Source organism: Acinetobacter sp. 1566109 (assembly GCF_000582255.1).
Lineage (GTDB): Bacteria > Pseudomonadota > Gammaproteobacteria > Pseudomonadales > Moraxellaceae > Acinetobacter > Acinetobacter nosocomialis.
Genome location: NZ_JEYB01000019.1, coordinates 59,750 through 72,347, shown reverse-complemented (window position 1 = coordinate 72,347; position 12,598 = coordinate 59,750). Strand labels below are relative to the sequence as shown.

16 protein-coding genes are annotated in these 12,598 nt (G+C 39.4%); 11 read left to right on the top strand and 5 right to left on the bottom strand.

The genetic code is table 11. From position 1 onward, the window contains the following. Nucleotides 1-18: 18 nt before the first annotated feature. The 7 genes from J582_RS14395 to msrA all read left to right on the top strand — a co-directional run bounded on the left by J582_RS14395 (nt 19) and on the right by msrA (nt 4,683). The gene (locus tag J582_RS14395) at nt 19-378 is read left to right on the top strand and encodes a hypothetical protein (protein ID WP_032048365.1); all 360 of its coding nucleotides are present in this window, start codon (nt 19-21) and stop codon (nt 376-378) included. Nucleotides 379-389: 11 nt separating this feature from the next. Beyond that, the gene (locus J582_RS14390) at nt 390-755 is read left to right on the top strand and encodes a hypothetical protein (protein ID WP_032048142.1); all 366 of its coding nucleotides are present in this window, start codon (nt 390-392) and stop codon (nt 753-755) included. Nucleotides 756-920: 165 nt separating this feature from the next. Further along, a complete protein-coding gene (thyA, locus tag J582_RS14385; RefSeq protein ID WP_002053494.1) occupies nt 921-1,763 on the top strand; it encodes a thymidylate synthase in 843 nt (280 codons plus the stop codon). A gap of 44 nt (nt 1,764-1,807) precedes the next feature. Further along, nucleotides 1,808-2,317: a dihydrofolate reductase gene (locus J582_RS14380; protein WP_032048141.1), complete on the top strand. Its 510-nt coding sequence runs from the start codon at nt 1,808-1,810 to the stop codon at nt 2,315-2,317. Nucleotides 2,318-2,331: 14 nt separating this feature from the next. After that, nucleotides 2,332-3,387, top strand: a complete 1,056-nt coding sequence (locus J582_RS14375) for a DUF4105 domain-containing protein (RefSeq protein ID WP_032048140.1) — start codon at nt 2,332-2,334, stop codon at nt 3,385-3,387. A 138-nt stretch (nt 3,388-3,525) separates the two neighbouring features. Then, nucleotides 3,526-4,023, top strand: coding sequence for an SRPBCC family protein (locus J582_RS14370; RefSeq protein WP_032048139.1), 498 nt, complete (start codon nt 3,526-3,528; stop codon nt 4,021-4,023). Between the two features lie 135 nt (nt 4,024-4,158). After that, nucleotides 4,159-4,683 (top strand): peptide-methionine (S)-S-oxide reductase MsrA, encoded by a 525-nt coding sequence (gene msrA / locus J582_RS14365; RefSeq protein ID WP_032048138.1) that lies wholly within the window; start codon nt 4,159-4,161, stop codon nt 4,681-4,683. Between the two features lie 58 nt (nt 4,684-4,741). On the opposite strand, the gene J582_RS14360 is transcribed toward msrA, so the two are convergent. The 5 genes from J582_RS14360 to J582_RS14340 all read right to left on the bottom strand — a co-directional run bounded on the left by J582_RS14360 (nt 4,742) and on the right by J582_RS14340 (nt 8,582). Next, on the bottom strand, nt 4,742-5,146 hold the full coding sequence (locus J582_RS14360; RefSeq protein ID WP_002053449.1) for an ExbD/TolR family protein: 405 nt from the start codon (nt 5,144-5,146) through the stop codon (nt 4,742-4,744). Continuing rightward, the gene (locus tag J582_RS14355) at nt 5,146-5,766 is read right to left on the bottom strand and encodes a MotA/TolQ/ExbB proton channel family protein (protein ID WP_002053291.1); all 621 of its coding nucleotides are present in this window, start codon (nt 5,764-5,766) and stop codon (nt 5,146-5,148) included. The genes J582_RS14360 and J582_RS14355 overlap by 1 nt, the downstream gene beginning before the upstream one ends. A 44-nt stretch (nt 5,767-5,810) precedes the next feature. Next, entirely contained in the window at nt 5,811-6,566 is a 756-nt protein-coding gene (locus J582_RS14350; protein ID WP_002053518.1) for an energy transducer TonB, read from the bottom strand. 385 nt (nt 6,567-6,951) lie between these two features. Continuing rightward, complete coding sequence (gene purU, locus J582_RS14345) at nt 6,952-7,815, bottom strand: formyltetrahydrofolate deformylase (RefSeq protein ID WP_002053369.1); 864 nt, start codon at nt 7,813-7,815, stop codon at nt 6,952-6,954. A gap of 74 nt (nt 7,816-7,889) precedes the next feature. Beyond that, nucleotides 7,890-8,582: a TetR/AcrR family transcriptional regulator gene (locus tag J582_RS14340; RefSeq protein WP_002053350.1), complete on the bottom strand. Its 693-nt coding sequence runs from the start codon at nt 8,580-8,582 to the stop codon at nt 7,890-7,892. 114 nt (nt 8,583-8,696) lie between these two features. Here J582_RS14340 and J582_RS14335 point away from each other — a divergent pair, with 114 nt between their 5' ends. From J582_RS14335 to J582_RS14320, 4 genes are all read left to right on the top strand, one after another. Next, entirely contained in the window at nt 8,697-10,145 is a 1,449-nt protein-coding gene (locus J582_RS14335; RefSeq protein WP_032048137.1) for a coniferyl aldehyde dehydrogenase, read from the top strand. A 167-nt stretch (nt 10,146-10,312) separates the two neighbouring features. Beyond that, nucleotides 10,313-10,549: a 50S ribosomal protein L28 gene (gene rpmB / locus J582_RS14330; protein WP_000048256.1), complete on the top strand. Its 237-nt coding sequence runs from the start codon at nt 10,313-10,315 to the stop codon at nt 10,547-10,549. A 12-nt stretch (nt 10,550-10,561) separates the two neighbouring features. Further along, nucleotides 10,562-10,717, top strand: coding sequence for a 50S ribosomal protein L33 (rpmG, locus tag J582_RS14325; RefSeq protein ID WP_001205031.1), 156 nt, complete (start codon nt 10,562-10,564; stop codon nt 10,715-10,717). Nucleotides 10,718-10,864: 147 nt separating this feature from the next. Next, complete coding sequence (locus tag J582_RS14320; protein WP_004710684.1) at nt 10,865-12,574, top strand: cation:proton antiporter; 1,710 nt, start codon at nt 10,865-10,867, stop codon at nt 12,572-12,574. Nucleotides 12,575-12,598: the final 24 nt, after the last annotated feature.

The window sequence follows — 12,598 nt, the reverse complement described above, 5'->3', positions numbered from 1 at the left end:
CAAGAAAGAAGATACACCATGCTGGAATTCTGGTTTAACAAGCAAGTCCCGTCTTTTAAAAAATTAATGATCTTAATTATTACCCTATTAATCTGTATTGGGTTATATCAATATCAACCATTGCCGTTAGATACTATTTTAATGTTTACGGGAACTGGGGTTATTTTTTTAATCTGTCGTTACTTTAAATTGCATTTTGCTCAAAGCAACCCAACCGGTTTACTTTACCGCCTATTTACATGGGTGCCTATTGCCCTCTTGTTTGCTCTTATTTTTGTGAAAGCCATGCCTAACTTACTTATTTGGGGCGTTCAAGGCATTGCATTTATGGCGCTTGCTGCTTTTATTTTTTCACCACAATCGTTATTTAACAAATAGGCTCCCGTTTTATGTTGGCTTATTGGTACAACGCACCGCGTCACATCAAACTCATCTTCATTATTGTCGTTTGTGCTGCAATTTATGTAGCCAATCAAGCCCAGCCTTTATCGCCGACTTACACTGTTGTTAGCCTCGTGTTAGGGTTCGGGCTTCATTTCGGGCAATATTTACAAACAAAAATTCCAGAGCACAGCTCATATAAATCTAAATTCCAGTTTCTGCTTAGAATTTACCCTCTCCTTATTGTTGTTATTGTGATGTGGTTATTGCCCCCTCAACACAATTGGATCGCAACGATACAAGCTTTAGGCTTTGTACTGGTTGGATTTTTTCTTGTTTCGATTTATCAAAATCGTGCCAAGCGTTTTGAATAATTACGCCTCTTGAAATGCCATAGAACTATTTTTAGATTTTCATCTTGAGCTACAACAGGTATCATCTTCAATGGTTCATGATGAAGCAGCTCTATTGCGTAATTATTTATCATTGAGCTATCTCCCCCCTTTATTTTATGGAATTAATCCGAACTCGAGAGTGTTATGCGTGCATATTTAGACCTTCTACAACATATCCTTGATAATGGCGGTGACAAAGGCGACCGTACAGGCACAGGAACCCGTTCTGTATTTGGTCATCAAATGCGTTTTGATCTCTCTAAGGGTTTTCCTTTACTCACCACAAAAAAAGTTCACTTTCGTTCTATCGTGATTGAGTTACTTTGGTTCTTAAAAGGCGATACTAACGTTAAGTACTTGCAAGACAATAAAGTCACCATTTGGGATGAATGGGCAACAGCAGAACAAACTGCCCGTTTCGGCCGCCCAGAACATGAGCTTGGCCCAGTTTATGGCCATCAATGGCGTAATTTCGGCGCCACCAAAAATGCCGATGGTACTTATAATCAAGATGGTTTTGACCAAATTAAATGGTTAATTAATGAAATTAAAACCAACCCAAATTCACGCCGCTTAATTGTCTCTGGCTGGAACCCAAATGAGGCAGGACAAGTTGCATTACCGCCTTGCCATACACTCTTCCAATTTTTTGTACAAGACAACAAGTTATCATGCCAGCTTTATCAACGTAGTGCTGACGTATTCTTAGGCGTGCCATTTAATATTGCCAGCTATGCCCTACTCACCCATATGATTGCTCAGGTGTGTGACTTAGGTGTTGGTGATTTTGTTTGGACAGGTGGCGATACGCATCTTTACGCAAACCATTTTGAACAGGCAAAACTACAATTGACGCGTGAGCCATTACCACTTTGCCAATTAAAACTTAATCCGGAAGTTAAAGATATTTTCGACTTTAAATTTGAAGATATCGAGATTGTAGGCTACGAGTCACATCCGGCAATTAAAGCACCAGTTGCAGTATAACGACGGCTTAAATTTCATTAGATTACGGTTTAGAGAATAAAATTATGGCATGGCAAAATGTAGAAGTTGTCCACGTTGTCGCAATGGACAAAAATCACTGTATTGGTAAAGGCAATGCGTTGCCATGGCATATCTCTGCCGACTTAAAACACTTTAAAGAAATCACACAAGGTGGTGTGGTGATCATGGGCCGCAAAACACTTGAGTCTATGGGCCGTGCTCTACCGAACCGTGTGAACTGGGTAATTACCCGTGACATTAACTGGCATTTTGACGGCGTAAAAATTGCGTATTCAATTGAAGATGCTTTAAATGCTGCTTTAGAAGATGCCAAAAACACCGAAAAGCAAGCTTTATTTATTATTGGTGGTGGTGAAATATTTAAGCAAACCTTGTCAATTGCAGACCGTCTCGAGCTCACTCATGTTGACTTAGATGTACAAGGTGATGCACATTATCCAACAATACCGAGTGAATTTCATAAAACTGCGAGTGAGCAGCAAGTAGATGAAAAAACAGGAACTTCATTCGAATTTGCAACTTATAAAAAATAATTTTATGGCCGCCTATGCACAATATCGGAACACGTGAATTTATTATCGCCCTCCTCTTCGGCGCTTTACATGGTTTATTCACGTTGTTTATTGTGCTTTCCAGTATTTGGGTATGTTTAGCGCTTTGGGTGCAACAACCTTTTGGCTGGTTAGGCAGCCGCATTATTATCGGCATATGGATTGCCTTTGCTCTAAGTATGGCAGGCTTATATTTTAATGGGCATATCATTAGCCGTCGTACAGACATCTTAATTTATCTTTTAGCTTTTGCCTGTTCTTTGGTTTGGTATTTTTCGATTACTGCACGTCAAGACCGTGACTGGAATCCTGAAGTTGCCAATATGCTAAGTTACGAAAAACACGGTGATGTTATTACTTTGCACAATGTCCGTAACTTCAACTGGCACCCTGATGGCACTTATGATGTCCGCTGGGAAACCCGTACTTTTGATCTAAACCAGTTAAATGGCATAAATATCATTACCTCTTATTGGATGGGGCCACAAATTGCCCATACGCTGGTCAGTTTCGAATTTAAAAATCAACAACCTTTAGTTTTTTCCATCGAAATTCGAAAAGAAAAGACTGAAGAGTTTTCAGCAATTGGTGGCTTCTTTAGAAAATATGAACTGAGCTTAATTGCATCTGATGAAAAAGATATTGTCTACACACGTAGCAACATTCGTAAAGAGCAAGTTTATAATTTCCCAGTCAATATGCCACGTTCAGAACAAAAAGCGTTATTTTTAGAATATCTTAAAAAGTCAGATGAGCTACGTGCACAGCCAAAATGGTATAACACTCTCACAAGTAATTGTACAACCTTGATTTTTGATATGGTTCAAGCCATTAACCCATATCAGCTTCCTAAAGATTATCGTTTAATAGCCTCTGGTTATCTACCTAATTATTTATATGATCTTAAAGCGCTTAATCAAAATATTAGTTTAAAGCAGTGGTATCAAATCGCGCATATCAATCCACGTACTGAGCATTTTGAACAACTTTCAGATCAGAGTAGTGAACACTTCTCTCAAATTGTGCGACAAGGTTTACCCAAAGCTGACTAGAGTCTGCTTAATATTTTATAAGCTCATTTTCGCCAAATATCAGAAAAACACTTTGTTAACTTTGAAAATAATTTGCAAGAATCACAAAGTAACTCCATAACTTAAATTAACCAGTTTTCTAATTAAAGGAAAATAATCATGACAGAAAAAATTACGCCATTTAGTATTTCTAAAGTATTCAATGCACCTCGTGATCTTGTATTCAAGGTTCATACTGATATGAATCACTTACAAAATTGGATGAGTCCAAAAAATTTCAAAATCATTCATACCTCAATGGATTTTGGAGTTGGTGGAACTTATCACTATGGGTTAGAAGGACCCGATGGAACACAAATGTGGGGTAAGCAAGTGTTTCGTGAGATTGTACCCAATGAGCGATTAACGTTTATTCAATCTTTTTCAGACAAAGACGGTAACAACACACGACACCCTATGTCACCGACATGGCCATTAGAAATGTTAGCAACCACAACTTTTGAAGATATTGATAATAAAACAAAAGTCACAATTACTTGGCAACCGTGGAACTCTGACGATATTGGTAACTCAACTTTTGATTCTGCACGCGATGGAATGACGCAAGGATTTAATGGAACATTCTCCAATTTAGAAGCTTATTTAAAAACCCTTTAAATATAGAGGATCTGTTGGTGGCTATCGAAAACTAAATAAGTTATTCTCTTTTTCTTTACTTTTTTATACACGCTTTACTTTGTAATCTAGATAGATAGACCCTATTGTAATAGGCAGGAAATAGAGGGAAAAACAATGCAACAGGCATTATTTGGCGGCGGCTGTTTTTGGTGCGTCGAAGCCGTATTTTTACAAATACGTGGTGTAGAAAAAGTAACAAGTGGTTATGCTGGTGGGCATACAACTCAGCCAACTTATGAGCAAGTATGTCAAGGTGACACTCAGCATGCTGAAGTGGTCCTTATTGACTTTGATGAACAACAAGTTACATATTCTCAGTTACTTGATGTCTTCTTTGCAACGCATGATCCAACGACTTTAAACCGCCAAGGTAATGATATTGGTACTCAGTACCGCTCTGTTATTTATTATTATAATGAAGAGCAAAAACAGGCAGCAGAACACACGATTCAAACATTAAAAGATGATGATCTTGATATTGTGACTGAGCTGTCTCCTGTCCCGACATTCTATCCAGCCGAAGAATATCATCAGAATTACTATGCAAAGAACCCTTCACAAGGTTATTGCAACTTTGCGATTCCACCTAAGCTACTTAAGCTATATAGTAAATTCCAGCATCTGATGAAAGATCAATAAATCAGAGCAATAAAAAAGCAACCAAATTGGTTGCTTTTTTTATTGAGTAAACTAAATTTTAGTTTTCACTGACAAAGGCAATATCGCTCAGTCCGGCTTCACTGGCGCGAGACATTACCTGAGCCACAGTATCGTACTTCGACTCTTTATCAGCACGAAGTTGAACGGTTGGTTTAACCGCACCTTGACCTGCTTCTTGGAAACGTTTTTGAAGCTCATCAAGGCTAATTACTTGAGTATCCCAAGCCACTTCACCATTTGCATTGATACTAATCGTAATTGCTTTTGGTGGTGGATCAATAATTTCAGCAGTTGTTTTAGGCAGTGTTAATGGAATCGATGGGTTGGCAACTGTTGCTGTGACCAAAAAGATGATCATTAACACCAACATAATGTCGATTAGCGGAATGAGGTTCATCTCATTTATGCCACTATCGTGGTCTTCACCCAATTGAAAAGCCATTAAGCTTGACCTCCAACATAACTTTGTTCTGCAGTTTTAACATCAGACTTTACAGTTGAGTCTTGCTGCAACATCGTATCGATTAACAAACTGTGTGCTTGATCTTGTAAATCATGAGCAAGACCACGGTTAGCACGTACACAAATGTTATAGGCCAATACCGCAGGAATCGCAACTGCAAGACCAAGACCCGTCATAATAAGTGCTTCACCTACTGGTGTAGCCACTTGAGCCAATCCTGCTTGTCCGCTCTTACCTACAGCAACCAGCGCGTGGAAAATACCCCATACCGTACCAAACAAACCAACAAATGGTGCAATTGAAGCAATTGTTCCTAAAACAGAAATACCTTTCTCAGCATTGACTTTTTCAGCAGAAATTTGGCGCAATAATGCTTGCTCTGCAACTGCTTTACGTTGTTCAAAACTCAAAGGCTGTAACTTCGCTTTTAGCGAACTAATAGCTTTAGAGAGTTGAGCATAAGCTTGTTGTTTTAGTTGGCGAGTCCCCATCAAACGTAAGATGAAAACTGTCCAGGTAGCAATCGACATTGCCAATAAGATGAAATACAGGGTTTTACTCACTGCATCTGCATGTTGCCAATAGATTGAAAAGTTCATATTCGAACTCCTGATTAAGGTTAGCCGTTGGGACTCAAATTCGTTTAAGGGGTTAAATCAAACGGTTGCTCTGCTTTAATTGGATAAGCAACACCGTTTTCCATATAAGGTTTAAATTTTGCACCACGTACAGCACGGACTACTTTGTCATCTAGACTTGAAATGCCGCTGCTTCGGGTTACGCGCACATTGGTAATCTTGCCTTTTTCATCGGCTTCAATGAGTACAACAACTGAACGCGCTTCGCCTTGTAAATCTTTTGGTGAAACAGTCAAACGTGGTGAGCGACTCCACTGCACACCTGAACCACCAATTGAAACATGTTTTGGTGATGGATCTGGCGCAGGTTGAGCTTTAGGTGCTTCTTGTACCACTGGCTTTGGCTTTTCAACGACTTTTTCAGTCACAGTAGTCGTTGGGGTCACTACTTTTGGTTCAACTTTAGGTTCTGTCTTTACTGCTTGTTTAGGAGTTTCAGCCTTTTTCACCTGCTGAATTTTTTCCACTGGTTTAGGCGGAGTCACAGGTTTCTCAACAACCTTAACTTCTTTCACTTCTTTTTTAGGTTCCGGCTTTTTAGGCGGTTCTTTCGGTTTCGGTGGTAAAGGTTTTGGTTGTTCTTGAATTTTTACAAAGCGGACTTGTAAAGGCTTCTTATCAATTGGCTTTAGTTCAGCAGGCTTAATGTGGCTAACTGCCCATAAGACCCCGATATGACCAATTGCAACCGCAATTAGTGCCGTGATGACTTTCTTTTTCATCGGATTGGGAGAGTTTAAGGCTGCGGAAGATTGACTCATAAGAATCTAATTACCTAATGGATGATGAACTCGACTTCAATTTATAGAAACGATTTCAAACATCGGATAGAACAATAAAGTGCCACAATAATAAATGAGAAGTGTTTTCATTTGCAACTACTTTTTTGCGAAAACACTTCCCAGTATCGTGCGATCTAACTTCATAAAGTGATATCACTTTACTTTTCTCATGTTTAGACAATGCACTAAAACTTGGTGGTTTCAGATACTACTTATCAAATCGTGCTCAACTTAAAAAAACATTAAGCAGCTATACTGAATGTAATCAATGAAACCTCAAATCATAGTTATGTTATAACATTTTAATTTTATTTTAGCCATAAAAAAGCACACTCAAAAGTGTGCTTTTAAAAATATGAGGTAATTAGAAAACAACCGTCTTATTACCATCTACAATGATTCGGTCTTCTAAATGCCATTTAACAGCACGAGCTAACACATTACGTTCCACATCTTCGCCAAGCTCACGTAACTGCTCAACATTATAATCGTGGCTTACACGCTCAACGTCTTGCTCAATAATTGGACCTTGGTCTAGGTCAGCAGTCACATAGTGAGCTGTTGCACCAATCAACTTCACACCTTTTTCATAGGCTTGCTTATATGGATTTGCCCCAACGAAAGCAGGTAAGAATGAGTGGTGAATATTGATGATTTTCATTTCCCATTTAGAAACGAAATCTTCACTTAAAATCTGCATGTAACGCGCTAGAACTAATAAGTCATTACCCTGCATCATTTCATGAATTTGAGCATAGGCTTCTGCTTTATTGTCTTTAGTTACCTTAATCACAGTAAACGGAATACCAAAGTTTTCAACTGCTTCACGTAAATCTTCATGGTTAGAAATAACGTGGGTAATTTCACAAGGTAAAGAACCACGAGCATGGCGCCACAATAACTCAAGCAAAGCATGGTCGACTTTAGAAACTAAAATACCAACCTTTTTAACGTCATTTACAAAAGCAAGACGCCATTGCATGCCATAACGTTCAGCAACATTTGCAGCGAAAGTCTGAATTAAAGCATCCTTACGTGACTGTAAATGATCAAGTTCAAATTCAACACGCATGAAATAACGCCCGCCTTGAGCTTCCGTCGCATACTGATCAAGCGCGGTAATGTTTGCACCTTGGTGGTACAAAAAGCTCGATACAGCCTGTACGATCCCAGGCTTGTCTTCACAAGTAATCAGTAAACGGGCTGTATTGGCAGTGGTCATATTCATTTGGTTAATATCACTTAATTGAGACAAAATTTTGATAAGCCGAGTATTCTAGCGCTCTAAATAAACAAGCACAACTATTCATCTTTTAAGGATGACAAGCTTGCAAAAAGATCAGAGGGTCCAAGTGATTCTAACAATTGTTCATAAGTCGCACGGCTTTCACCCATCAAATAAGGGCCTTCTAAGAAAACCATTTGACGTAATGCTTGCCAGACCCATTTCTCTTCAAGGTGATTGTTGTCACTAATATGCCCAGACATATATAGAAAGTTGGTCCAGTTGGTTAAGACAATCCAAAGGTTAATAATTAAAGCTTCAATTTCAGAAGCTGTCATTTTCATAAGACCCGCATCGACAAAAGCTTGATAAATTCTTTGTCCTTGTTGCATCACCTGCCCCGCAAATCGCGGATAGATCTTTTTAAAGTCTTCGTTACTTTCAACTAAGTGATAAACATCACGATGAATAAAACGATAATTCCATAACTGGCCGCTGAGCACTTGAAAATAGTTAATTTTGTCATTGGTCGTTAATGGTCTGTCTTCAGGTAAAGATAGCATTTCCAAAGTCTCGACCTGATATTGGTACATTAATTCTTTAATAATTTCATGCTTGTTTCGAAAGTGATAATACAAGTTTCCAGGACTAATGCCCAACTCTGCAGCAATATGATTGGTAGTGACAGACCGTTCGCCACGCTCATTAAAAAGCTGCAAACTGATTTGTAAAATCCGGTCTTTTGTCTTCAAAGCTTTAGGTAGAGACATTTTAATAACCTTCGTTAATTCATATGGTTAAGACTTGCACACAGAAACGAACTTGACTCTTTAGAGTATTTGCTCTAAAAAAAATAAGTATATCAGTATATTTGGTAAGTACCGATGAACAGTCAAACAAAAACAAATCCAGAGACTCAGGTTCCTTATGATGTTAAGCATTTACAAGATTTGCTTGAGCAGCAAAAGATTGCCTATTTACGTCATCCGGTACCCACTGCTAAAGAGCGTATTGATCGTTTAGCTCGTCTTAAAAAAGTCTTGGTAAAATATCAAGATCAGATTGCCGAAGCAATTAACCTTGATTATGGCAATCGTGCCATTATGGAAACCAAAATTGGTGAGTTACTTACCTGTCTTGAACAAATCAAGTATTACAGTAAGAACCTGACCGGATGGATGAAACCATCAAAACGCCATATCAGTGTATTACATCAGCCAGCAAAAGGTTGGGTACAATATCAACCAATGGGCGTAATTGGCATTATTACACCATGGAACTACCCGTTACTACTGTCTGTTGGACCACTTATTTGTGCTTTGGCTGCAGGTAACCATGCCATGATCAAAATTTCGAGTGCTTCTCCAAATTTTGGACAGGTTCTTGAAAATGCACTTTCTGAAGCCTTCCCACAAGAGCTGGTTGCGGTGGTAAATGGCGGCGGCGTAATTTCTGATGCGTTTAGTCATTTGCCTTTCGACAAAATGATTTTCACTGGCTCGACTTCTGTTGGTAAAACCGTCATGGCAGCCGCAGCTCAAAATCTGGTTCCGGTTATTCTTGAGTTGGGTGGTAAATCCCCTGCTTTGGTACATGCTTCCGTAGATATGAAAGATGTCGCACAGCGTATTGCTGTAGGTAAACTATGGAATGCAGGCCAAACTTGTGTTGCGCCAGATCATATTTTCTTGCCACGCGGAAAAACTGCCGAGTTCATTGAAAACTTTAAATTGATTGTGGCCGGAATGTACCCACATTTCCGTAACAACCAAGACTACACCTCTATTATTAATGATAAACAGTACAACCGTATTCAGGGATATCTCGAAAATGCCCGTGATCAAGGTGCGCGTATTGTTGAAATTAATCCGCAAAATGAAATTTTAGATGATGTCCGCAAAATTGCACCGACTCTAGTGACTGGTGTAACAACTGCAATGGATATTATGCAAAATGAAATTTTTGGTCCTGTTCTACCAATTTTAGAATATGACCAAATCGAAGAGGTCATTGAGTTTATCAATAGTCGCCCGCGTCCTTTAGCAATGTATTATTTTGATTATGATCAGGCACGCGCTGATTATATCTCTCAACATACTCATTCAGGGCATTTCGGAATTAACATGGTGATTACCCATGTTGCGCAAGATGACTTGCCATTTGGAGGAATCGGCGCATCAGGTATGGGTAAATACCACGGACCTGAAGGCTTTTTTGGGCTGTCACATGAACGTTCGGTCATGTCAAATCCAAAACTTTATAGCTTGAAATACATTCTTCCACCGTTCAATAAACCAATTCATCGCTTCATTTCGAAAACCTTGTTGCGTTAACTGATCAAGGCATGATCTGTTACACTAGATCATGCCTCGTTTTTACCAATTTCGCTTGTCTTTTAATCGTATTTTTGGTATAAAACGCCCCTTGAATGAATTCATCCGTTTACATTTAGTATGACTGGCCACAGATTTGCTGTTGGCTAAATCAATGGAGTTACACCATGTCTAAGGTTTGCCAAGTTACCGGCAAGCGTCCAGTCGTTGGTAACAACGTCTCACACGCCAACAACAAAACCAAGCGCCGGTTCGAGCCGAACCTGCACCACCACCGTTTCTGGTTAGAAAGCGAAAAACGTTTTGTACGTCTTCGTTTAACCACTAAAGGTATGCGTATTATTGACAAATTGGGTATCGAAAAGGTTGTTGCAGACCTTCGTGCTCAAGGTCAAAAGATCTAAGGAGTCTGAGCAATGCGTGATAAGATTCGTCTCGTTTCTTCAGCTGGTACAGGTTATTTCTATACCACGACTAAAAACAAACGTACTATGCCGGAAAAAATGGAAATCAAAAAATTTGATCCAAAAATCCGTCAACACGTGATTTTCAAAGAAGCTAAAATCAAATAATTTTAGCGTCGAAAAAAACGACTTCTTAAAGAAGTCGTTTTTTTTTGCATTTTTTTTATACCTGCCTTTTTGTTAAACTTTCTACATATTCCGCCTTGGCATTTTTTATGCTTGTCTTTAGCCTAACTCACGTAAAAGGAGTTTTTAGTGCCGCATGACGTAGATTTAATTATTTTACTTGCTGTTGGTTTCGGTGTTGCCCTCTTTTTTGGCTATATAGCCGCCCGACTACGACTTCCCCCTCTTATTGGCTATCTTATTGCCGGAATTATTATTAGTCCGAATACCCCCGGCATAGAAGCAGATATTCATCTTGCCAACCAACTGGCTGAACTCGGCGTAATGTTCTTGATGTTTGGCGTTGGGATGCATTTTTCATTAAATGATCTTTTACAAGTTCGTCGTATTGCCTTACCGGGTGCGATTTTACAGATTGCTGTTGCCACCTTACTTGGTATTGGCGTTTCAATGTTATGGGGCTGGAGCTTTGGCTCCGCTCTGGTTTTTGGTTTAAGCCTATCGTGTGCGAGTACTGTTGTCTTATTAAAAGCTTTAGGAGACCGCGGTCTTTTAGACTCTGTAAACGGTAAAATTGCTGTGGGTTGGCTGTTAGTTGAAGACTTAGTAATGGTACTTGTTTTAGTACTTCTTCCAGCTACAGCAGTTTTACTTGGTGGCAAAGCACCAGCAGGCGCGGAAGGCAACATTTGGTTAACGCTTGGAATCACCCTATTAAAAGTGATTGGCTTTATTGCGTTCATGCTCATTGTAGGCAAGCGTGTAGTGCCTATCATTATGCAGTTTGTTGCTCGCTTAGGTTCAAGAGAGTTATTTACGCTGACAGTCGTAGCAGCAGCTGTTTCAATCGCCTATGGCTCTTATGCTATCTTTGGCGTTTCAATGGCCTTAGGGGCCTTCTTTGCGGGGATGGTCGTAAAAGAATCAGACTTTAGCCATCGTGCAGAAGAAGAGACACTTCCTCTACGTGAAATTTTCTCAATTTTATTTTTCGTTTCGGTAGGAATGTTGTTTGATCCACATATTCTTATCGAGCGTCCACTGCATATTTTGGCAGTTATCGCAATTATTATGGTAGGTAAAACACTTGCTGCAATGGCCTTGGTTTTATTCTTCCGCTATCCAATTAATACTGCTTTGACTGTCGGGGCCAGCCTTGCACAAATTGGTGAGTTTTCATTTATTTTGGCTACACTGGGAGTTTCTTTAGGTCTATTAACCCTAGAAGCGCAAAACCTAATTTTAGCGGGTGCTTTATTCTCTATTACGCTTAACTCTTTTGTTTTCTCGGCAGTTGAACCTGTACAACGCTGGATTCGTGAACGCTCTCATTTGGCACGACTTCTTGAACGTAGTGGTGACCCACTCGCTATGTTGCCAGATGAAGTCGATCAGGCTTATCTACGCGATCAAGTGGTAATTGTAGGATATGGTGGCGTTGGACGACGTATTACTGAAAATTTAATTAATCAGAATATTAAAGTCGTGATTGCAGAAGAAAATCGTGAAATTGTAGAAAAGTTACGTCAAGCGAATATTGCTGCCGTAAGTGGTGTAGCAACTGAACCCGGCGTTCTCATTCAGGCCCATATCATGCATGCACGTCTTTTGGTGATTTCCCCTATGGATATTTTAGATATCCACCGGATTGTGGATATTGCCAAACAATTAAACCCTCAAATTCAGGTTTTAATTTGTGCAGAAAGTAAAGAAGAAGCTGCCGTTATTCGAGATGAAAATATTGGCGAAGTCTTCTATGCAAAAGAAGAAATGGCGAAGAATATGAGCCATCATATTTTAAATCAAATCGAGCTTGCGCATCAGTCAACACATCATTAACGCATACAAAAAAGCGTACTCAAG

Bases quoted from the DNA above. Each gene is read 5' to 3' on its own strand.
- J582_RS14395 (WP_032048365.1), top strand. From the start codon at position 19: ATGCTGGAATTCTGGTTTAACAAGCAAGTCCCGTCTTTTAAAAAATTA.
- J582_RS14390 (WP_032048142.1), top strand. From the start codon at position 390: ATGTTGGCTTATTGGTACAACGCACCGCGTCACATCAAACTCATCTTC.
- thyA (WP_002053494.1), top strand. From the start codon at position 921: ATGCGTGCATATTTAGACCTTCTACAACATATCCTTGATAATGGCGGT.
- J582_RS14380 (WP_032048141.1), top strand. From the start codon at position 1,808: ATGGCATGGCAAAATGTAGAAGTTGTCCACGTTGTCGCAATGGACAAA.
- J582_RS14375 (WP_032048140.1), top strand. From the start codon at position 2,332: ATGCACAATATCGGAACACGTGAATTTATTATCGCCCTCCTCTTCGGC.
- J582_RS14370 (WP_032048139.1), top strand. From the start codon at position 3,526: ATGACAGAAAAAATTACGCCATTTAGTATTTCTAAAGTATTCAATGCA.
- msrA (WP_032048138.1), top strand. From the start codon at position 4,159: ATGCAACAGGCATTATTTGGCGGCGGCTGTTTTTGGTGCGTCGAAGCC.
- J582_RS14360 (WP_002053449.1), bottom strand. From the start codon at position 5,146: ATGGCTTTTCAATTGGGTGAAGACCACGATAGTGGCATAAATGAGATG.
- J582_RS14355 (WP_002053291.1), bottom strand. From the start codon at position 5,766: ATGAACTTTTCAATCTATTGGCAACATGCAGATGCAGTGAGTAAAACC.
- J582_RS14350 (WP_002053518.1), bottom strand. From the start codon at position 6,566: ATGAGTCAATCTTCCGCAGCCTTAAACTCTCCCAATCCGATGAAAAAG.
- purU (WP_002053369.1), bottom strand. From the start codon at position 7,815: ATGAATATGACCACTGCCAATACAGCCCGTTTACTGATTACTTGTGAA.
- J582_RS14340 (WP_002053350.1), bottom strand. From the start codon at position 8,582: ATGTCTCTACCTAAAGCTTTGAAGACAAAAGACCGGATTTTACAAATC.
- J582_RS14335 (WP_032048137.1), top strand. From the start codon at position 8,697: ATGAACAGTCAAACAAAAACAAATCCAGAGACTCAGGTTCCTTATGAT.
- rpmB (WP_000048256.1), top strand. From the start codon at position 10,313: ATGTCTAAGGTTTGCCAAGTTACCGGCAAGCGTCCAGTCGTTGGTAAC.
- rpmG (WP_001205031.1), top strand. From the start codon at position 10,562: ATGCGTGATAAGATTCGTCTCGTTTCTTCAGCTGGTACAGGTTATTTC.